19 protein-coding genes are annotated in these 19,345 nt (G+C 57.3%); 6 read left to right on the forward strand and 13 right to left on the reverse strand.

Annotated features, from left to right (window positions below):
• The 8 genes from GbCGDNIH6_RS07980 to GbCGDNIH6_RS08015 form a co-directional block, all read right to left on the reverse strand.
• On the reverse strand, window positions 1–951 hold the full coding sequence (locus GbCGDNIH6_RS07980) for a DUF2184 domain-containing protein (RefSeq protein WP_072563497.1): 951 nt from the start codon (window positions 949–951) through the stop codon (window positions 1–3).
• Window positions 952–975: 24 nt separating this feature from the next.
• Window positions 976–1,425 (reverse strand): structural cement protein Gp24, encoded by a 450-nt coding sequence (locus GbCGDNIH6_RS07985; RefSeq protein WP_072563498.1) that lies wholly within the window; start codon window positions 1,423–1,425, stop codon window positions 976–978.
• Between the two features lie 2 nt (window positions 1,426–1,427).
• The gene (locus tag GbCGDNIH6_RS07990) at window positions 1,428–2,405 is read right to left on the reverse strand and encodes a DUF2213 domain-containing protein (protein WP_072563499.1); all 978 of its coding nucleotides are present in this window, start codon (window positions 2,403–2,405) and stop codon (window positions 1,428–1,430) included.
• 27 nt (window positions 2,406–2,432) lie between these two features.
• On the reverse strand, window positions 2,433–3,674 hold the full coding sequence (locus GbCGDNIH6_RS07995; protein WP_072563500.1) for a phage portal protein: 1,242 nt from the start codon (window positions 3,672–3,674) through the stop codon (window positions 2,433–2,435).
• Window positions 3,675–3,707: 33 nt separating this feature from the next.
• A complete protein-coding gene (gene terL, locus GbCGDNIH6_RS08000) occupies window positions 3,708–5,138 on the reverse strand; it encodes a phage terminase large subunit (protein ID WP_081370038.1) in 1,431 nt (476 codons plus the stop codon).
• Window positions 5,139–5,150: 12 nt separating this feature from the next.
• A complete protein-coding gene (locus GbCGDNIH6_RS08005; RefSeq protein WP_072563502.1) occupies window positions 5,151–5,702 on the reverse strand; it encodes a terminase small subunit in 552 nt (183 codons plus the stop codon).
• A 215-nt stretch (window positions 5,703–5,917) separates the two neighbouring features.
• On the reverse strand, window positions 5,918–6,769 hold the full coding sequence (locus tag GbCGDNIH6_RS08010) for a cytochrome c (protein ID WP_198355733.1): 852 nt from the start codon (window positions 6,767–6,769) through the stop codon (window positions 5,918–5,920).
• A gap of 125 nt (window positions 6,770–6,894) precedes the next feature.
• A complete protein-coding gene (locus GbCGDNIH6_RS08015; protein WP_081370040.1) occupies window positions 6,895–8,304 on the reverse strand; it encodes an outer membrane beta-barrel protein in 1,410 nt (469 codons plus the stop codon).
• Window positions 8,305–9,011: 707 nt separating this feature from the next.
• Between GbCGDNIH6_RS08015 and GbCGDNIH6_RS08020 the strand changes: the two genes are divergently transcribed.
• Window positions 9,012–9,266: a hypothetical protein gene (locus GbCGDNIH6_RS08020; RefSeq protein ID WP_072563504.1), complete on the forward strand. Its 255-nt coding sequence runs from the start codon at window positions 9,012–9,014 to the stop codon at window positions 9,264–9,266.
• Between the two features lie 76 nt (window positions 9,267–9,342).
• On the opposite strand, the gene GbCGDNIH6_RS08025 is transcribed toward GbCGDNIH6_RS08020, so the two are convergent.
• The 4 genes from GbCGDNIH6_RS08025 to GbCGDNIH6_RS12590 are packed head-to-tail and all read right to left on the reverse strand — an operon-like array spanning window position 9,343 to window position 11,396.
• A complete protein-coding gene (locus tag GbCGDNIH6_RS08025) occupies window positions 9,343–9,897 on the reverse strand; it encodes a DUF6456 domain-containing protein (protein WP_072563505.1) in 555 nt (184 codons plus the stop codon).
• A complete protein-coding gene (locus tag GbCGDNIH6_RS08030; RefSeq protein ID WP_072563506.1) occupies window positions 9,894–10,364 on the reverse strand; it encodes a hypothetical protein in 471 nt (156 codons plus the stop codon). Before GbCGDNIH6_RS08030 ends, GbCGDNIH6_RS08025 begins: the two co-directional genes overlap by 4 nt.
• Window positions 10,361–11,218: a YdaU family protein gene (locus tag GbCGDNIH6_RS12585; RefSeq protein ID WP_072563507.1), complete on the reverse strand. Its 858-nt coding sequence runs from the start codon at window positions 11,216–11,218 to the stop codon at window positions 10,361–10,363. Before GbCGDNIH6_RS12585 ends, GbCGDNIH6_RS08030 begins: the two co-directional genes overlap by 4 nt.
• A gap of 4 nt (window positions 11,219–11,222) precedes the next feature.
• Complete coding sequence (locus GbCGDNIH6_RS12590) at window positions 11,223–11,396, reverse strand: hypothetical protein (protein WP_198355734.1); 174 nt, start codon at window positions 11,394–11,396, stop codon at window positions 11,223–11,225.
• Window positions 11,397–11,492: 96 nt separating this feature from the next.
• On the opposite strand from GbCGDNIH6_RS12590, the gene GbCGDNIH6_RS08040 reads away from it, so the two are divergent.
• Both GbCGDNIH6_RS08040 and GbCGDNIH6_RS12445 read left to right on the forward strand, forming a co-directional pair.
• Window positions 11,493–12,260 carry an XRE family transcriptional regulator gene (locus GbCGDNIH6_RS08040; protein ID WP_081370041.1) on the forward strand — a complete coding sequence of 256 codons (768 nt, stop codon included), beginning with the start codon at window positions 11,493–11,495 and terminating at the stop codon, window positions 12,258–12,260.
• A 99-nt stretch (window positions 12,261–12,359) separates the two neighbouring features.
• On the forward strand, window positions 12,360–12,659 hold the full coding sequence (locus GbCGDNIH6_RS12445) for a hypothetical protein (RefSeq protein ID WP_157692378.1): 300 nt from the start codon (window positions 12,360–12,362) through the stop codon (window positions 12,657–12,659).
• Between the two features lie 85 nt (window positions 12,660–12,744).
• Here the strand turns inward: GbCGDNIH6_RS12445 and GbCGDNIH6_RS08050 are convergent, their stop codons facing one another.
• Complete coding sequence (locus tag GbCGDNIH6_RS08050; protein ID WP_157692379.1) at window positions 12,745–14,991, reverse strand: hypothetical protein; 2,247 nt, start codon at window positions 14,989–14,991, stop codon at window positions 12,745–12,747.
• A 290-nt stretch (window positions 14,992–15,281) separates the two neighbouring features.
• Here GbCGDNIH6_RS08050 and GbCGDNIH6_RS08055 point away from each other — a divergent pair, with 290 nt between their 5' ends.
• The 3 genes from GbCGDNIH6_RS08055 (at window position 15,282) to GbCGDNIH6_RS08065 (ending at window position 19,246) form a co-directional block, all read left to right on the forward strand.
• Window positions 15,282–15,896 carry an NAD(P)-dependent oxidoreductase gene (locus GbCGDNIH6_RS08055; protein ID WP_072563511.1) on the forward strand — a complete coding sequence of 205 codons (615 nt, stop codon included), beginning with the start codon at window positions 15,282–15,284 and terminating at the stop codon, window positions 15,894–15,896.
• Between the two features lie 150 nt (window positions 15,897–16,046).
• Entirely contained in the window at window positions 16,047–18,191 is a 2,145-nt protein-coding gene (locus GbCGDNIH6_RS08060; protein ID WP_095413403.1) for a catalase, read from the forward strand.
• A gap of 320 nt (window positions 18,192–18,511) precedes the next feature.
• Window positions 18,512–19,246: a hypothetical protein gene (locus GbCGDNIH6_RS08065; RefSeq protein WP_072563512.1), complete on the forward strand. Its 735-nt coding sequence runs from the start codon at window positions 18,512–18,514 to the stop codon at window positions 19,244–19,246.
• Window positions 19,247–19,345 lie beyond the last annotated feature (99 nt).

Here is a 19,345-nt window from a genome sequence, read left to right on the forward strand (position 1 = left end):
CTACACCCCATCCAGATAGCGGATCGCACCCGGCTTGCGGATATCGACCCCGCCGAGACGGAAAATCCCCGGTACCTCGAACCGCATCGGCCCGCTCTGCCAGGGGGCGAGGAACTGAAGCGGCATCGGGATATGCAGCTTCATCACATCCGGCGCCCGACGATAGACGATCATGCGGCCGACGCCGGAGGCTCCGGCGCTTTCCAGACCAGGAATACCGCGCACAGTCAGCGGCAGGCCGGTGGTCAGCGTGTAGATATTGGTGCGGGCGAGGAAGCTCAGCGCGGTCTCGCTGGTGGCGGGAATGCGCGTCTGGGAAAGCTTCAGCCAGCGATCCACCGGCAACAGCACGGTATCGGCCATCTCCACCCGCAGCGATGCGGTCTGGATACCGGTCAGCGCCGCATTCACATCGTCGATGATCTCATCAACGGTTTTATGCGCCCAGTCCGGATTGCCGGAGGCTCCATTGGCCACCGTACCCGCCGTGACCGCCGGATGAGACAGCAAACCGCTGAACCCGCGCACCGCATCGCCGCGCAGCACGATGTCATCGACGAATTCCTCGTAGGCACGGCGTGCCGCCTCAGCTTTTTCCGGGCCGAGATCGATGCCGTACTGGCGTGCATGTTCCAGTTCGGCCAGATCATAACCATAGCCGATCGCGGCCATGGAGACAGTGACGCGCAGCCTGTCGCGCACGATATCGGCACGCGGCACATCCTGCGCCTGACCGTTGAACCATTGGGCGCGGCCCACCGTGTCGGCGGAAACATATTCCACCACCTGGATCCATTCCGGCGCGGTGGTATCCACCGGGATCAGGGACGGATACAGAATATCGGCATATTGAATGCGATAGATTTCGGCTTCCAGCGCGGCGGCCTGACTGACCAGAAAGCTCAGTCCGGTCTGCGCATCGAACCGGGTATGCTGAAGGGAGCTGTTCATTCTTCCAGAACTTTCTTGTAAGGATCAGGACAGACGCAGACGGGCCAGACCGCCCGCAGGGGCGCTGGTGTCGAAGGTCGCATTCGGAATGGCGGTGTTATTGGAGGATGCAGCCGTGATCGCCCCGGCGGGGGTCAGATAGGCGGCTGCACCGGCGCTGACGCCGGCGGCGACACGCACCCAGATCACACCCTTGTTGAGCACGGAGAGCGGCGATCCGGCGGGATAGGTATCCACCGCCTGCCCCATCAGCGCAGGCACGGTATGCACGGCGAGCGCGATCCCCAGAAACCGCGCGGCGGTCGCGGAAGGAAGACGCACGCTCTGATCTTTCACACCCTGAACAACGGGTTTTCCAAAAGCGATGTCGGTGTCGGCAATGCGGGTCAGGATGGTGACCGGTTCGGCATTGGCCTGCATGCCCTCATACGCATCGGGATGACGGGCGGCGTAGCTGGTTTGCAGCGGCGGCATGTTCAGTGTTCTCCTGCATGGGAAGGCGGCGTGGAACGCCACGCAGCGGAAAGGGTCGCCTTGTAGGTTTCATAGGCACTCAGCGGAGTTTTCTGACGGGATGCCGCTTCATCCCGGCGCTGTGCGACGCTGTACTGCGCCTGCACCGCGCCTGCCTGCATCCGCGCCTCTGCCACACAGAGATCAAATGCAGCTTGCAGATAGGCGGAGGATTGCCCCTCCAGCACCAGCGCATCGCCCCGCACAGCGCGGATCACAGCGATACGCAGCTCATCATCGGAGGCATCATCATGGATCCTGACACCAAGACCGGCAGCATCCTGTTCCAGATTTTGACGGGCCTGCCTTATTTTTTCCTGCTCCAGCCGCGCCGCATCGGCACGGGCGGCATCCCGCTCCGCGGTTACCACCGCCAGTGCCGCATGAAGCGGACAATCCGGCGTGCAGGCGGGCGCCGTATCGGCACGATCCAGATTCAGCCGTGCATTGCCCGCACGCCCCCGCGGGACAATGGCTACGTGATTGACACGAATGCCGCGTTGCACGGCATCATAGGGTTCACCATCCACCTCACCCGGCGTTTCATCCAGATCGAGACGATAGCCAACGGACAGATCACGCAGACCTTCATCGACAGCAGCGGTATCATGAATCACAATGTCGGCAACAAGGTTTTCTCCATCCTGCCGACCCTCGCTCATTACCGTACCGACAACTGCTCCCGCTGCATTGGCTGCGGTGATCAGGCCCGATATCGGTGGCGGATGACCCACCGTGATCGGACGCCCGCGGAAACTGGAAAGACTGTCCGCATGAAAGACTTCTTCCGGCGGACGATATTCGCGCCGCTGCGCACCCGTCATCGGATCGGTGTAAGTAAAAATGCCGGTGCGCGTCAGTACCGGCGTATCGGTGATGAACCCGTCATCATCGCGATGCGCGCGCGGCAGCGGCACCATGTCATGGCGCTCGGTAATCATGCTTGCTCCTGACTGTAAAATTGTGACTCAGAGAGTCTTTGAAGCGGTGCCGGACAAGGTTTCCGCCTGCACCTCCGCCTGCACCCTGGCCAGAGTGGCCTGTGCGTTTTTCAGCGCAGCATCGGCCTGTTCCGTTTCACTGGGAATCCATTGTGGCGGGAAAACCAGTTTCCAACTCTCTGGTATGGAAGCCCGCAATCCTCTCTGCTGCCATAGCAAGGACACCAGACGTTCCAGTGGCGGGACCAGTACGCGCCGCTGCATCGCCTGCACCACCGCGATATACACTTCCCGATCCCCTTCCCCGGTCGCGTTCTGACCGGCGGCGGAACGCCCGAACAGATGCGTCACCGGAATACCGGTGCAGGCAGCAATGGAAATCTCGAATGCCTCAATCTGGTCGCTGACACCGGAAAGATTGAGATCATGAACCTGCCACTGATCCCCGGCATCAATGACCACGGTGTTCAACACGTTGCGCGCCAGATCGACCCGGCGCACACGCTCCCGCACGCTTTCCAGCAAGGGCGAGTTCGCGGGATCAGCTGCCTCCATCGCCGCCTGACGCAGCAGCTCCCCGAGGCCAGCCATACCGAACACCGCCTGTTGCTTGCGTTCCAGCATGCCGCGAGACAGCCGCAGCGCATCCTGATAACGCTGAACCTCCTCCAGACATCCGCTCAGCACCGAGCGTCCGCGCCAGGGCAGACCGTTGCTCATGCCGTGGGGCAGCGGCGCACCCGGCAGAGGCAGTAACCGCGTCTCATGCACCGTGAACATCGTGCCACCACCGCGCGGTGTCACGCGATACGCCATCGGCTGACCACAGCGTGCATCGGCGGGATCATCGTAAAGCTGATCCACCGTAATTTCCTCGGCATCGAACACCCGTAGTTCAGCAATGCCGGACAGGGAAGAGAGGCGCAAAGGACGCTGTGGGTCTACCTCATCATCGGCGAACAGCATCACGGCTGCTCCACCGAACAGACGTGCCCAGCGCAACGCCTCCGTCATCCGTGCCGGAACATGCAACCGGGCGATCTCCGCCGCCATCGCCTGTTCCGCCGCCGCGTCACCATCGCATAGAACAGTGATACCCCGTGACAGCGCATCTTCCGCCGGAGCATCGACAATCCGTGCCGCCAATCCTCCCTGAAGATAGGCTGATAAAACCGTACCAGCCGCGCGCGTGTCGCCAGGCATCATCAGCGTTCCCGGCTGCACAGCACCGAGCACGCCGGACAGATAATCATCGAGCCGCGTGCCCATGATTGCATCCTTGCACAGAATAAAAACTGATTTTTAAAGATAGGCGAGGAAAGATGCCCGCGTGTCCCGCCCCTGCGTCAGCGCCAGAAAAGCGCGGGACAGCGCATCCACCTGATCGTCATGTCTCGCTGAGGGAAACCCCGCCAGCTCATCCAGCAACGCCGCCTGCCATGCACCCGGCAGCATATCGACATTGCCCGCATTCACCTGCGCCGCAAACGGCATGGCGCGGGTGGATTTATCGCCGCTCTCCGGCGAGGTCTCGACGACATAACCGCCGAGCATCCGCGCCAGATAAGCCGCCTGTGCCTTGCCTGCCTGACCGGGATCACGCGGGATGGAAATGCGCACCGACACGCCATCCCGGCTGGCCGTGGCGGCGATGATGCGCGTCACATCCTCCGGCCCGCCACGCAGACGCACGATATCGCCAATGACAAAACGTCCCGCGGCATCGCGGCCCAGCCGCGCCCCCACCGTCCAGTCGGGATCACCGGTGCCGGTCTGGCGCGTCGCCGCCAGATCCCAGGCCCGCACCCATTGCACAGAGAAAGGGGCTGCAAGAATGCAGGATAGAGCAGCCGTTTTGAACAACGCACCCTCCGCAGGGCGCGGCTGCTGCTGATACAGCGCCGCCCAATCCCGCATCGCGCCACCGCGTTCGTACTCCGCTTTCACACGCTGCAATTCACCGGCATAGCCGTAGGAATCATCTCCCCACAGCCATTCGCCCGGTATACGGCCCAGCGGATCATTGTCCTCGGCCTGCGCCGGCAGATTGACGCGGCGCCATGACGATCCCTGACGCAGCAACAGGCGGCCGCCCAGATCATCCTCATGCCACCGTGTCATGATCACCACGATGCGGCCACCTGGTTTCATACGGGTACGCAGATCAGCCCCGAACCAGTTCCACACACGCTCCCGGCAGGCACGGCTATCGGCATCGGCCCTTGATTTGACAGGATCATCGATGATTGCCACATCGGCACGCCGTCCGGCAATCGGGCCGCCGATACCAACGGCCTTATAGGCCGATCCGTTCTCCGCCTCCCAATCCCTTGCATTTTCACGCCGCAATCCGGTGCCAAGAATGGAAGCGTAATCACGCAGACAGGATTGCACGCCACGACTGACATGATCAGCCAGATCGGCGGTGTGGGAGGCACCGATCACACGAATTCCAGATTGCAGCGCCATCAACCATGCAGGGAAAATACGGCTGGCATAAGTCGATTTCGCCGATCCGGGCGGCATGGTGATCAACAGACGATCGACTGTTCCATGCGCCACCGCCTGCAATTCTTTCAACAGCAAATGATGATGCGCAGCCGGATAAAGATTCTGTTCCGCCATAACCAGGCGGGCAAACTCCGGAAGGCTCTCCCTTGCTGCCAGATCGCGCAGGCGGCGACGCAGCGCCAGTTCCCGTCTGAGCGCTGTATCCACCGCCTGCATCGACATATCAGGTAAATCCTAGGTTTTTTTCTGATGGGCGCGGAGGGAATCCAGTTCCGCCTCGATCTCCGCACGGCTCATGGCCTGCGCTGGATCGCGGGAGGGAGCCTCCCTGAACAATCCCAGTGCTCGCCCCAGCTCAACCAGAGCGGCGCGTTTGTCAGCCAGCTTGACCCGCAGGCCACGTGGCGTTTCAACCACTTCCTCGATCGCAAAAGCGGTATCGTCATCGAGTGAGGAAGAGGCCTTGACCCGCAACCCGTCCTCTGACCATTCCAGCACATCACGCGCATCATAAAATGCCAGACGCGCCAAAGCCGCTACTATATTTTCCTTTGTTACAGGCTGCATCATTTTCTTTTTATCTGCTTCTGTCTCTTGCTGCGCCTCATGCGCCAAAGCCGCACGGATGGCGGCACTGTTGAGGCAGCGCCTTGCCCCCGCTGCAATCTGCGCCGGCGAGAGATCAGGACCGTAGCTGACAGCATAAGCCTGCTCGGCATTGCCCTTCAGCGCGGCATAGGCCACCACGAATTTCTGCTGCCGATCTGTAAGAGAAAAGCGTGTCACGCCCTGATCCTTCGGGTCGTTCCGTCCGAGCGTGCATACAAAAAACCCCGTGTTTTCACACAGGGTTTGCGAAGACCGGATTTGAGGGAAAATCTTCCGAACCGGACAAAATTCCGATTTGATATAAAAACCCTACTTTATGATCCCGGTGATAGTCAAGCTTTTTTTCCTTTTTTATCCGTCGCTCATAACAAGATCGCTTCTTTATAACGGGTTTATAATCCTTCCATGTAGTCGATAATGGCCTCGATCATCTCATCCGGCAGGGTTTTCGTGTTAAATCCCGGCATCTGCCGGCCCGGCCAGTCCCGTACCGAAGCCGGATCACGAATATAGCGATGCAAGGCTGGCCGCTGAAAATAGGCTGTCGGATTCATGGGTTTTCCAAGATCAGGCCCAACCGACCCATCCCCCGCGCCATTCAGCCGATGGCAGGGCAAACAGAAAGCGATAAAAGCTTTCCGCCCCTGCTTGATTCGTGCCGGTGCATCCGGTGACAATGCCAGTTGAGGCCAGCGCTCCAGCGGTGCCGTTCTGATGGTCAAATGGGTGATGCGATACGGCCAGTATTCACTGGGGACATGCTCCGCGCCTGCGCCGCTCCAGATGATGTAAAATGGTCCGGCACTGGCTTTTTTACCCGGTAAAGGCGGCCATGGATGTTGAGGATCCTCCACCCCCAGCCATGGCTGCGGCTGAGACGCATCCTGTGACGCCGCTCTGATCATTTGCAATGGCAGATCGGCGCTGAACCCGTCCGAGGCGGTGGCGGTCAGCACGCCGCTGTCATCTGCCTCTTTCCCCAGCAGTGCTGCGAGGCTGACAGCACGATACCGCCGTGTTGCGCCATAACTACCATCCTGCACCGTGACCCATTGTGCATCCGACCGTGCCAGCAAGCCGGCAGCAGACAGCGACTGTTTCCGGCCGCTGGAAGAACTGAACACCAGCGTCTCCGCTGCCTGGCTCGCCGTAGGGGCAGCCGTCGGGGCCGCCGTCCGGGCCGTCATAACGGGACACACCGCCAGCATGATGGCCATACCCGCCTTCCAGAGCCTGCGCCTCATCCGACCTGATCCTGTCCTCATGGCATAAAAAAACCGCTCCATTCCGGTGGACAACCGGCATGGAGCGGGCAAAACAGTAAGGGAAGAAACCTGAAAAAACTATCAGATCAAGGCTGAGACCACGATCAGAAATTCACAATCATATCCAGGTTGAACCACAGCATGTCATTCGTGCCGTTATTCACGACAGGGAAATACCCATTGGCCGCGCTGGGAACTGCGGATTCATTGAACGGGTTGGTGCCGTTGAGCGAACGATCGTAGCGGATTTCCGGACGCACCGTAAACTTGCCTCCCCAGAACATATGGCGGTTCACGAAATCCGGGCGATAAGTCACACCCAGCGTCAATTCGCCATACGTGGTCGGGGGCGCCACAAAGTAGGGGAACGGCTTGTTGCTGATCGCACGGGTGAAGGAGGTAAAGCTGGAATATTGAGCGATGATCAGACCGGTATTGTCGCGAAATACTTCACCACGGGCGTTGAAGGTCAGGTTGGGATTGATATCATAGGCCAGATAGGTGGTGACGCCATACGCATCGGCCCGCAGCAGATCGTCATGCAGATAGGTGGCATCGACCGTCACGGTCGTTTTCTGGTTCACCTTGTAGCTGGCGAGGAAATCGACATTATACTGCATCTCGTCATTGGCACGGGGGCCGACACCGGCACTGGTGAACAGTCCGTCGGGTGATGTCACCGGATAGCTGTTGTTTCCCTGCGGGCCGAAATTACCGAGCAAGTGGAAGTTCAGCTTGTTGTCCATCAGGTTGTTCCACTGCGCACCGATGGTTCCCTTGGGGCGGCTGTTATTGCCCGCATTGCCAAAGGTGGTGGAATTACCCGCATTGATACCGAGGATGAAATCCATCTTGTCGGTCACGTGGGTCGTCGTCATCACTCCGACCATTTCGAAGGGGACGATGTAATCGGAAGCATAATTGAACGTATAGAACGGCCGCAGCAAGGCGGGCGTGCCTTCCGATCCCAGCAGACCGTACATCTGGCCGACCTGGATATCCACGCCGCCCTTGGTAATCCATGGCAGGTGGAAATCGATATGCGCCTGTGTAGGCACCCATTGATACAGACCGGTCAGCACGCCATCCGCCATACCGATGGTGGGGTCGAAGCGGGCGTCAGAGCCGTACATCATCTCGAACACGAAGCCCACACCATAGCCTTTGCCGACATCCTGAATGGGATGCGACAGATTTCCCATGATCTGGTTCAGCGTCACCGTGTTGGCGCGGTCGGCATAGAACTGGCCGAAATTGCGGCCTGATTTGGTCCACGGGTTACCCGTAATGCCGGCCTGAATGGTCAGATGTGCCTCCGTATTATCCCAGTAGGAGACTTTGGGTTTCGGCTTCTGTGCGGCTGAGATCGCCTGCTGCTGCTCGGCCGGCATTTCGCTGATGGTGGGGCGCATTTCGTCCCCTTTCGGTTCCTCCGGCACCTGGGCGCGACCTTGACCCGCCAGTCCGAACAGAACGGTTCCGAAACAGAGTGCAGTCGTTGCCCGCCAGATCATTTTCCCGTTCACGGATACAACCTTTTTATTGTCTATATTTTCAGATTTTCTTCCGCCCCTGCGTCCATTTGCGAATAATCACTGACATGTGTCAGCAAGCTGCATCAGGATGACAGTGGCGTTACCAAAATTTCATGGAGCCAAAGCCCGGTTATTGAACAAAGCCGACACAAACTTTTATTTCAGCTTCGAACAGACTTATTTTGACCTGTTGAGACCAATTCATCACGATTCCGGACTGCTTCATACGTGCCGAAACCTGTTTTGCCATCTTCATTATGATCCCCCGCTCTGCTTCCTTGCTCCCCCCACGAGCACCCGTTCAAGGGTTCACGCCACGGCGAAGCATGTGTCTGCCAACGACAAAGCAACTGGCGTGCCACAATTCCTGTCAGGTAATTTTTTTTCCTGATAGCCGGATAAACAGCGCCTTTTTCTTTCAGCGAGCGCTGCCCTGCGGAATGGCATGGCATCAAGAAATGGCTATTTTTTTGTCATGATGAACAAAGGATAACTTTTATTTTAAGAGTGGCAGGCAAAACCGTTTTGGAATTGCATCTTTTCAGGCGGATGCAGGAAAGCATCCCTCCCACTTATCAACACCTGTTACCAACCCCGGTCAGTCATATTTTTTTACATTCCAGACAGACTGTTTAAGAAATCACCCTTTATATTGAGGATAACGATAAAGATAAGGGAGAATAAAAATGCCAGTCTTTACCAGCCCAGTACTTTCTAATAACAAGGGCAAAACCCATATCCGCGGTATGATAACTCACGCTGTTCTGGCTACCTTTGTGCTTGTGGGCGCTGCGGCTTGCGCGGGCACGACCAATGACGGCTTGAACGGACAGACCGTCATGGAAGAAACCATGGATACGCATGAGGCCGGTTTCTGTCAGGACAAGCTGATGTGGGGCCCGCAGAAACGCCCACAAATCAGGCATGTCTGCGAAAAATGACGGATCTTCCCCTCGCCGGCCCCGATAAAGGATGAGTGCAGCAGACAGAGAGAGGCGTGGCGAAGCTGATGAAGCCTCACCGCGCCTCCTCTGGTTTTGAGGGGGAAGCAGGTTGCCGCCCCGCATAATGATCGGCCAGCGCGTCCAATGCCTCGATCAACCACGGGCGGGCACGTCCATTGCGCATATGATGCGCCTGTTCGTACGCTCCCAGCGTTTTCCAATCCACCACGACCCAGGCGAACACCGCCCGCGACCGCTCCGGCACCGCCGACAAGGCGGCACGGCAGCGGCGTAGCGCCAGAAGCTGCCGCTCAGCCGGCCCATGACCCGGGCCTGCCGAATTCGTCACACGCCCCAGCGCCAGAGAGGTCATCCGACATCCGGTGGAAATACCCTGCGCGCGCGCATACTCATCGCGGAACCGCTCGGCGGCGCAGAACATGGCCTGCGGCAGATCGCCGCGTGCATGCATCAGTTGCAGCCCGTCCCGACGACGACGCAGCCGGATCGCAGGGGGCTGACTGGCTTCTCCCTTCTCACCCGGCGCATTTTCCTGTTGCAGGGACAGCATCACCGTTTCCCGCAGGATACGCGGGGAAAGGTCGGACGGGGCGGAGAGACAGCTCATGATGTAGGTTTCCTGCGTGATAAAGGCGTTCTGAAAGGGGAAGCCGGATCTTCGACCCGCGCCGCACGCTCCTGACGCCATGCGCTCAGCAGAGCGCTGACGGCGTCGATTTCCTCTGGCGAGGGTGGCTTGCGCTCCGGGATCGGAGGAGACGAAAATCTTCCAGACGGGGGCAAAGCGCGGGAGGGGGGACGATGGGCCCGCCACCACGCCGACAATCCGTTGCGCACATCATCAAAGCCCGGCATCTGCATCCGCCGCGGCGCACAGGCGACATGTTCCAGACTGGCTTCGGTAAAGGCCGCATCCGGCATGCTCCTCAGTAAAGGAGCGTAGGCGCGGAACGCCCGCAGAGCCTCCGCCGGATCGGTCGGGTAGGTCAGCTGCGCCAGCGCCGTAAACCAGTCGCGCCGCTCCATCAGGCGCTGATGCGGCGGGAGGGGATCAGACCGGGGAGGAAGGGTCATTGCGTTTCCTCGCCGGTGGCGCAGGGGGTTTCCTCCCCCGTGGTGCAGGCCGCAGGCCCGGACTGCCATGCCGCATGCTCCCTCAGTAAGGCGTCCTGACGGCTGATGGCTTTTTTGCCGCGCCTGATGTGGGAAGTGGTGTGGGAAGAGGAGGAGGCCGACCGCTCCGCATCGCCACGGCACCAGATGCGCCATGTCGCCGGCCAATCCCGCCGCAGACCGGAAGCCCCCGACCGGGCCTGCCAGTAATCCCGGAACCGAGGCAACACCTCCTCCGTCCTCAACCCCAGAGAGGAGGCAAAGCGATGCTCTTCCTCTCCCGGTTGCCAACCCGGTGGCAGAGGGCATCCTTCTGGCCCCGTCTGATGAGGGAGAGGGTGATTTTTTTCTCTCTCTGTCTCTATCCCTGTCCCTTGCATCTGCGCCTGCATATCCGGGGGCAAAGCGGGCGAAGCATGTTTCTCCCACCGGGCACGGGCGCGGCTGCGCTGGGCAAGGCGCATCGCCCATGCCTGACAGGCTTTTTCCGCCACCACCGCATGATACAGCCGCCCATCCGCACAACGCTGCCAGCCATGCAGCGCCATGGTCCGCAGCCTCGGCCAGCGATTGCCCGCCCCGCTCAGCCGGGCCAGCACACGGTCATCATCCGGCAGGCTGCCCGCCGGGCGCTGGGTCCAGCTTTTCAGGATCAGCAGCAGGGCAGCCTTGAACTCATCCCCGCTGGACAGCGCTACCATATCGCTATCCGCCAGCCGCTCCACATCCAGCGGCATGAAAGGCAGGCCGCGGAGATCGCTTTCCGGCGGGGTCAGGGGGGAAGGCAAAGGTGAGGAAAGTGCTTGATGACTCATGCGCCTAATCCTCCATCACCCGGTGTTCAGGGCAGCGGAAAATGAACCGATCCTCCGCCGAGCGTGGGAACAGCACGCCGCAATACAGGCATCGGCGCGGGGGCAGACCCGCCTTCCCCTCCGCATCGGCGAACAGGGAGGCAGGGGATGAAGCGGGAGGGGATTGTGACTCGACCATGCGCGGCATTAAAAACTTATGGGGTTAACCCCGTCAACACCTAAATAACTAAAATGGTGGTTTTCAACCCCCTTACGCTGTGCTAAAGAGACAAGTATGAGCCATCCATCCGATGCCCGATCCCCGCTTTCCTTCCCCATAGAGATGACAGTGGGCGAGCGGATGCGGCACGCCAGAATCCAGCGCGGGTGGTCTCAGGACGCACTGGCGAAAGAGGCCGGAACCTCCCAGACCACGATCGACAAAATCGAACGTAATCTGACCCAGCGCTCCCGCGCCCTGCCACGTCTGGCGCAATGCCTGGGCGTGGATTTGCTGACGCTGGACCCGGATTACCTCGGCGATTACCAACCGGGTACGGAGGCAGAAAAATCCCCTCAGCCAGCCCGGAAATTACAGGGCCAGGTTCGCATACCGGATCAGCCGATCCCACCGCCGATCACGGGGCTTTCTCTGCGCAGCGTGCCGGTTTTCGGCACGGCACAGGGTGGCGCGCTGGGGGCAACGGGTCTGCCGGACAGTGCGCAGGCGCTGGACTGGGCACGCCTGCCCGGCCCCCTGACCGGCATTCCCGGCCTGTTCGCGCTGTATGTCGAGGGCGACAGTATGGAGCCATGGGTGGAGCATGGCCATCTGATCTACATCCACCCCACCCGCCCCGCCGCCCCGCGAGACCACGTCGTCGTGGTGGTGCAGGACGGAGAATACGATGAACCACGCGCGCTGGTGAAACGTCTGGTGCGCCGCACGGCCGGGCGGCTGGTGCTGCACCAGTACAACCCCGCCGGAGAGATCGAGATCGACGCCCGGACCGTCATGCGCATCTACCGGGTCATCCCCTGGAACGAGGTCGCCGGGGTTTAACCCCGAAACGTCATTTTAACACTATTTAGTGTTGACTGACTGGGTTCAAAGAGGTTAAACGGCGCGGCCTGTTCCGCTCCGTTTGACCGAGGTTTCACGATGCCCAGCTACCCCACCAGTGTGGAGGCAGAATTTCACTGGTTCGATCATCAGGGTGATCCGCAGATCACGCCGCTGGAGATCCATGGCCGTCTCGATCCCGGCGCGTGGCCCGACGAAAATGGTCAGTCCTGCGCACCGATTTTCGTCGCCACCCACATCACCGATGCCCGCACCGGCCAGCCCCTGCCCATGACCGGCCCCCTCGCCCGCTTCGCTGATACGCTCACTGAAGATTGGAGCGATCCACGGATGGATCGGATGCTCCGGCCGTTTGAGAGGATGGCGATGAAGCAATAGAAAGTAGACGCTAAGGATCCCCAGTTCCTTATAAATGAAAACCTGGCAGTTCAGTTGACGAAAAACTGAGGATCATTACAGTTATTCAACCTCCATGCGGGAAAAGACGAGGCAATTCATAGGTCCATACCATGTATGATCCATAATACCAGACATATAGAAGGTTCATGACTTGTAAGAATGCCGCCACCACAAGCGCACCTTTCAATCTGGCAGAAATAGCAAAAATCCACACTATTAGTCCAAGGAGAATACCATATGGCAAATGATGAACAGCCATGGGCATCTGAAAAGCCAAAACAAAAAGTATCAAATTTATGGCTGATGCTGCTCCAAATATTTTAGTAATCTTTATCGCTTCAACAGATTTTTCTTCCAATACTGAGTTTTTGACCACCAGATTTTGGCCCGGTTGCCAGAATTTTGAAGCAATCCCGGCAATAAGAAGCAATAATAGTCCCGGCCCGAACGACAAAAACAGGCTAAACATCTGCTCTGATCGCCACAGACCCAAAATGGAATAATCTGCGTGAGCACGATGGTAAATCGGGTTACTCATCCAGAATAGACTAGAAAATCCATCGATTTTTATAGAAAGAAATTCTGCAAAAGTCAGTTTCGACAGAAAATCGTGAATGGATGAGATCATCTGCACATGATTCAATCCAAAAGTCCCATGTCCTGTCAGCAAAAAAAGTGCTGGCCAGCTGCTTTTTGGTTCAATGATTCCAACCAGATAGATCATCGCGAAACAGATGGCTGCCGTTCCAAGAAATGGCAGGGCTGCTTTGTGAGCAAGCTTTATGACGGTACCAAACTGGTGATGCCTTATTATCAAAGTGAAAGCGAGATAAAGCGGGAATACCAAACCTGCAAAAAAATTTGCAGAGTGATTCATGGCAGACAACATAAATGCAAGCAAAGCCACACAGAGCGGAAATACCCGTTTCGTCTTGAGCGCATTCTCAAAAGCAAGCGCAGCAATCAGAAACAGGAGACCGCCGCTCAGCTTGGGCCATATATAAAAAGAGTTAAACATCAGAAATGGTGTTGATGCCAGCAATACCGCCAACCAAACAGCCCTCAGGCGAACAGCAAGAATATCATGCAAAAAGAATATAAGAAACGGAATGATCATTCCCTGGATCAGGCCACCAAAAATCTGAAGGGCATTGAAGCCGGGCATGTTATCAACAATAGCTGGTCCTATACCTGGAAGAGCCATAAGAGACAACATTTGCCCTGGTTGAACAATTCCCCTGTCAGCCATAGACCATAAGCTCAGAAATTCGGGGTGCATTGCACCGCGCAAAATAAAGGATTTGGCTGTCATAATAGACAATAGGTTGTCGGTAGACCATGATGCAGGAAATAATGCGACGGATGGAAACCAAATTCCTCCACCGATCTGAAGAAGAAATCTTGGGATCATCAAAATAGCCAATAATACAGCAATCCCGAGACCAAATAACCGACCAGCCTGCTCATCTGACTGGCATCCATTGCGTTTTAGAAGGAATAAAAAGGCAGCTGACGGCGCGACAAAAAACAGACACCCCATAAAGGTCAACAGTATGTACGAATGCAAAAACCATGCAGCCACAAAAATCAAATACCCTGCCAGAGCCTGATATATTGTCATTGCGGCCAAGCGAGCCATAACATTGACACCAAGATACAATATGAAGGGAAGGGTGATCAGCAAAAAACCTGTAAGCGCAATAATCATTCCAGCCAGTATGCCTACAGGCCCTTCTGCAAGAGCAAAAAGCGGGCTTATCTCAAGTGGCGTACCAAATCCCACTGTGAGTTTATCTGAATTTGATTGCGCAATAATCTTAGCCTCTCCATTGCACCAACCATCAGGCACATGTACAATAGACAAAATCCAACTGTCAGATAGAGCATTCAGAAGCGAAATCTGTTTTCCTGAAGCAATACAGACCAATGCAACGTACGGGCGTCTTTCATAAATAAATATATCAAATTGCTCTTTTCCAATCACAGGAACAGCCATCCAACGCGATGGCAAAAAGGGCAGGCTTTCCATTTTTCCTGCTTTTATTTTAAATGATACCGCTTTATCTGGTCCATACACAGGGACCATATTTTCTTTACCAATAATATTATCAAAAGCTTTTTTTTGTATATAAACCGTTTCACTCGATGGTTTATAAATCACAAAATCATCCGGCTTGAAAACAGCATTATTAGACAAATCACCCTTTAAAAGAGGCCTCGAAACTTCCCCCGAAGCAATCACAATAAACAAAGATGATATAAAAAAGAGAAAAGATATTAACCAGACTGAATTTTTATTAAAAAACCACATTTATTCCCCCCACCCGAAATTTTTTTGTTATATTTTAAAACAGAAAAAAGTCAATATAATGTCATTATAAATATAAATAAAAAAATTCAAATATAAATAATAAATAAAAAATATGTTATCAGGTTTATTCGTTAAAAAAAATAATAAAAATATAATGAAATGGTTGCCGGATATAATTTTCGCACCATATAAAATTTTTTAACCCATTCTATTTCCTTATCCCTTAATTTTCATTCTAAACGCTGACACAGATTTTTCATTCACGCCTGTAACAGACAGAAAGATGAACAATGTCCTTTATCGCCCTGCTTGGTGCCACCGGGAATGCCGGGTCGCATATTCTGAAAGAGCTGTCAGATCGCGGCCATCGCGTGACGGCGATTGCGCGCAACGTCTCCTCGGTCCCTCCCCTGCCTGGCGTCACCGCCGTGACCGGGGACGCAGCCGATACCGAAACCATCGTCCCTGTCCTGCGTGGACATGATGCGGTGATCAGCGCACTGCCATTCCCCACCATTGATCCCGCCCTGTTGCTGCGTGCGGTGCGGGAGGCAGGCGTCAAACGCTATCTGGTGGTCGGCGGCGCGGGCAGTCTGGAGGCAGAGCCGGGCGTCAAGCTGATCGATCATCCCGATTTTCCCGCCGAATATAAATTCGAAGCCTCACATGGGGTCGCGTTTCTCGATCTGCTCCGCAGTTCCGCCAGTGATCTGGAATGGAGTTTCATCTCCCCCTCCATCCTGTTCGGCCCTGGCGGCCGCACCGGCGTATTCCGCCTCGGCGGAGATCAGGTGCTGCGCCATGAAGATGGTTCCTCCATCTCCTACGAGGATTATGCCATCGCACTGGTGGATGAGCTGGAACACCCGGCCCATATCCGGCAGCGCTTTACGATAGGATACTGATCCCCTCACATTTTCGTGATGCCACCGGGGCAAAGGGGGCTGCGTTGCTTCTGTCGTGCACATGCCTCGCCGCGGCGGGCCGATCCGGCTCGTCTCATTCCCTGAACGGCAAGGTGCGGAACACGTTGAGAGATACAGGAGATCGCGTCCATGGCCCCTCCCACCCGCCCCTCCCGCCCGGCTTCCTCTTCTGCTTCGGTGCCTCCGCTGCCCTCCGGTGGGGGCTGCCCGTTTCTGCACGGGCTGGGCGGGGAACTGCACCAGCTCGCCGGCGAGAACAATCCGGTTTTGACGACGCAACAGGGCATTCCGGTCAGCGATGATCAGAACACGCTGCGTCTTGATGCGCGCGGGCCGGCGTTACTGGAAGATTTCCACTTCCGCGAGAAGATGTTCCATTTCGACCATGAGCGTATCCCGGAGCGCGTGGTGCATGCCCGCGGCTATGGCGCTCATGGCTTCTTCGAGCTGACCGAAAGCCTGAGCGATATTACCAGAGCCGATATCTTCCAGCGCAAGGGGGAGAAAACACCTCTTTTCGTGCGCTTCTCCACCGTGGCGGGTAACAAAGGATCGCCCGATCTGGCGCGTGATGTGCGTGGTTTCGCGATCAAATTCTACACCAAAGAAGGCAACTGGGATCTGGTCGGCAACAACATCCCTGTTTTCTTCATTCAGGATGCGATCAAGTTCCCCGATCTGATCCATGCCGCCAAGGAAGCCCCCGATCGCGCCTTTCCGCAGGCCCAGACCGCGCATGACAATTTCTGGGACTTTATTTCCCTGATGCCGGAAGCGGTGCATATGGCGCTGTGGATCATGTCGGATCGCACCATTCCACGCTCCCTGCGCTTTATGGAGGGGTTTGGCGTCCATACGTTCCGCTTTGTGAATGCGGAGGGTCATTCAACCTACGTCAAATTCCATCTGAAGCCGAAGCTGGGCCTGCAATCCGTGGCGTGGAACGAGGCCGTGAAGATCAACGGCGCCGATCCGGATTTCCACCGCCGCGATTTATGGAGCGCCCTGAACAGCGGTGATTTCCCGGAATGGGAGGTAGGCGTTCAGCTTTTCGATGATGCCTTCGCCGATGCCTTCCCGTTCGACATACTGGATGCCACCAAGCTGATCCCGGAAGAAGATGTGCCGGTGCGCATCATCGGGCGTCTGGTGCTGACCCGCCCGGTGGACAATTTCTTCGCCGAGACCGAACAGGTCGCATTCTGTACCCAGAATGTCGTACCGGGGATCGACTTCACGAATGATCCTCTGTTGCAGGGACGTAATTTCTCCTATCTGGACACGCAGTTGAAGCGCCTGGGCGGGCCGAATTTCACGCATATTCCGATCAATGCGCCCCATGTGCCGGTGCAGAATTTCCAGCAGGACGGCCACATGGCGATGCGCAACCCCAGAGGCCGCGCCAATTACGAGCCGAACAGCTGGGGGGCGGAGGGAGGCCCTCGCGAAGACCCACAACGCGGCCATATCAGCTTCCCAGCGCAGGAAAGCGGCGAAAAGCGCCGCGCCAGGCCGGAGAAATTCGCCGATCATTACAGTCAGGCGCGCCAGTTCTATCTCAGCCAGACCCCGATCGAGCAACGGCATATCGCGGATGCCTTCACCTTTGAACTCAGCAAAGTGGAGACGCCGGCGATCCGCGAGCGGATGGTCGGGCATCTGCGGCTGGTGGATGAGGCTCTGGCCGATGCGGTGGCGGGCGGGCTGGGGCTGAAGGCTTTGCCGGATGCTCCGAAACCGGCACGGGCACCCATCACTGATCTGCCTCCCTCTGCGGCACTCAGCATCGTGGCCAATGGCCCGCAGCGTTTCGAGGGCCGCAAACTTGGCCTCCTCGTCAGCGACGGGGCTGATGCCGCGTTGTTATCGGCGCTGATTGAGGCGGTCGACAAGGAAGGGGCGCAACTGGAACTCATTGCCCCGACTGTCAGCGGTATCACCGACAGCAAAGGCGTCTCCCACAAAGCCCAACAGCGCGTAGAAGGCGGTCCCTCGGTTCTGTATGACGCGGTGGCTGTGCTTCTTTCCACCGACGGCGCGGCGTTGCTGTCGCAAAAACCGGAAGCGCGGGATTTCGTCAGCGATGCCTTCGCCCATGCGAAGTTCATTGCTTTCACGAAGGAGGCCGAAACTTTACTGGAGGCCGCCGGGATCAAGCCCGCTTTGCAGGATGACGGGTTCGTCAGACTGGAAAAAGCAGACGATGCCGCCAGGTTCCTCAAAACATGCGGCGCCCTGCGGTTCTGGGAGCGGGAAGCAAAGAAGCCCGCTTGAGACAGGGATGTTAAAAAAATCAGCAGGAAGCGGCTCCAGGATGGGCCGCTTCTCTGATTCGGTATGAAAAGAAACGTTATTCTCTAGTCACTTCATTTTGGAAGCAATAATTGTTGATCTGTAACGGAATATTTTTGATGTAGCCTTCTAAACTCCGTTTTGTCATGCTTTCCCGCAGCGAACGACAACCATCAGAATGCTGTCATCATAGACCTGATAAGCAAGTCGGTCATCGTCTGCGAGACACCCTCTCACCCTTGTCACCCCTCCACCGGTTTGGTCTTTTGCATGCAGAGAAGTCATTGGGAACCATACCGACCATGCATGCCAGAACACGCCGCTATCGCTACCATCCGCTCCTGCTGACTGTCTGCGGAATGATGGCTGCCTTTACCATGGCCCGGCCAGCTCTGGTTCAGGCGGCTTCACCACCGGCCTACGCACCTCCGCCCTTACCGTCCCCTCCACCAGCCGACACCCTGAAAACGGCACAGCAGCCGACCGATTATCTCGGCCTGCCCGGCCCGATCCTGATGGGAAAAAAGCTATACCATCTGGTGTGGAGCGCGCATCCCACAGCCGCCTATGTCAAGCAGGAATACATCCCGGCGGACGAAACCATCGCTCATTACGACAGCATGCTCCTGATCGAGCGCATCAGCGGCCCGATGACGGTCGAGCAATCCGTCAATCTGATGGCCCTTCAGCTTCAGAGCCGTAAAACCCGCGATCCGCTCACCCGGCTGACGGTGGTGAACAATCAGGAGACCGGCAACACCATACTGGACTTCCTCATCAGCGGCGAAACCAAGGAAGGCCCCATCGTCGAGTGGAATGCCTACCGCTATGCGCCGCTGACCAAGGATGGCGGCGTCGTGCTGTTCGGGCTGAGCCGCCGCGCCTACGGCCAGGACGGGTTGACCGCGTTCATGAGCAAGCTGTCCGACACCAGACAGGAGGGGCTGGATCTGCTCACCACCACCCCCATGCCACAACCGCATGAGCCGCCACCTCCGCCGCCAGCCCCGGCCAAGGGGGAAAAGAAAAAAGGCTGAGCCTGCCCTCCTCTATAACTTTCCTATCCTGGACAGGCGGGCATGGCATGGAAAGCCTATGCCCGCCTGAATACCGTCAGGAAGGCGCAGGACGCATCT

This window comes from Granulibacter bethesdensis (genome assembly GCF_001889525.1).
GTDB lineage: Bacteria > Pseudomonadota > Alphaproteobacteria > Acetobacterales > Acetobacteraceae > Granulibacter > Granulibacter bethesdensis_C.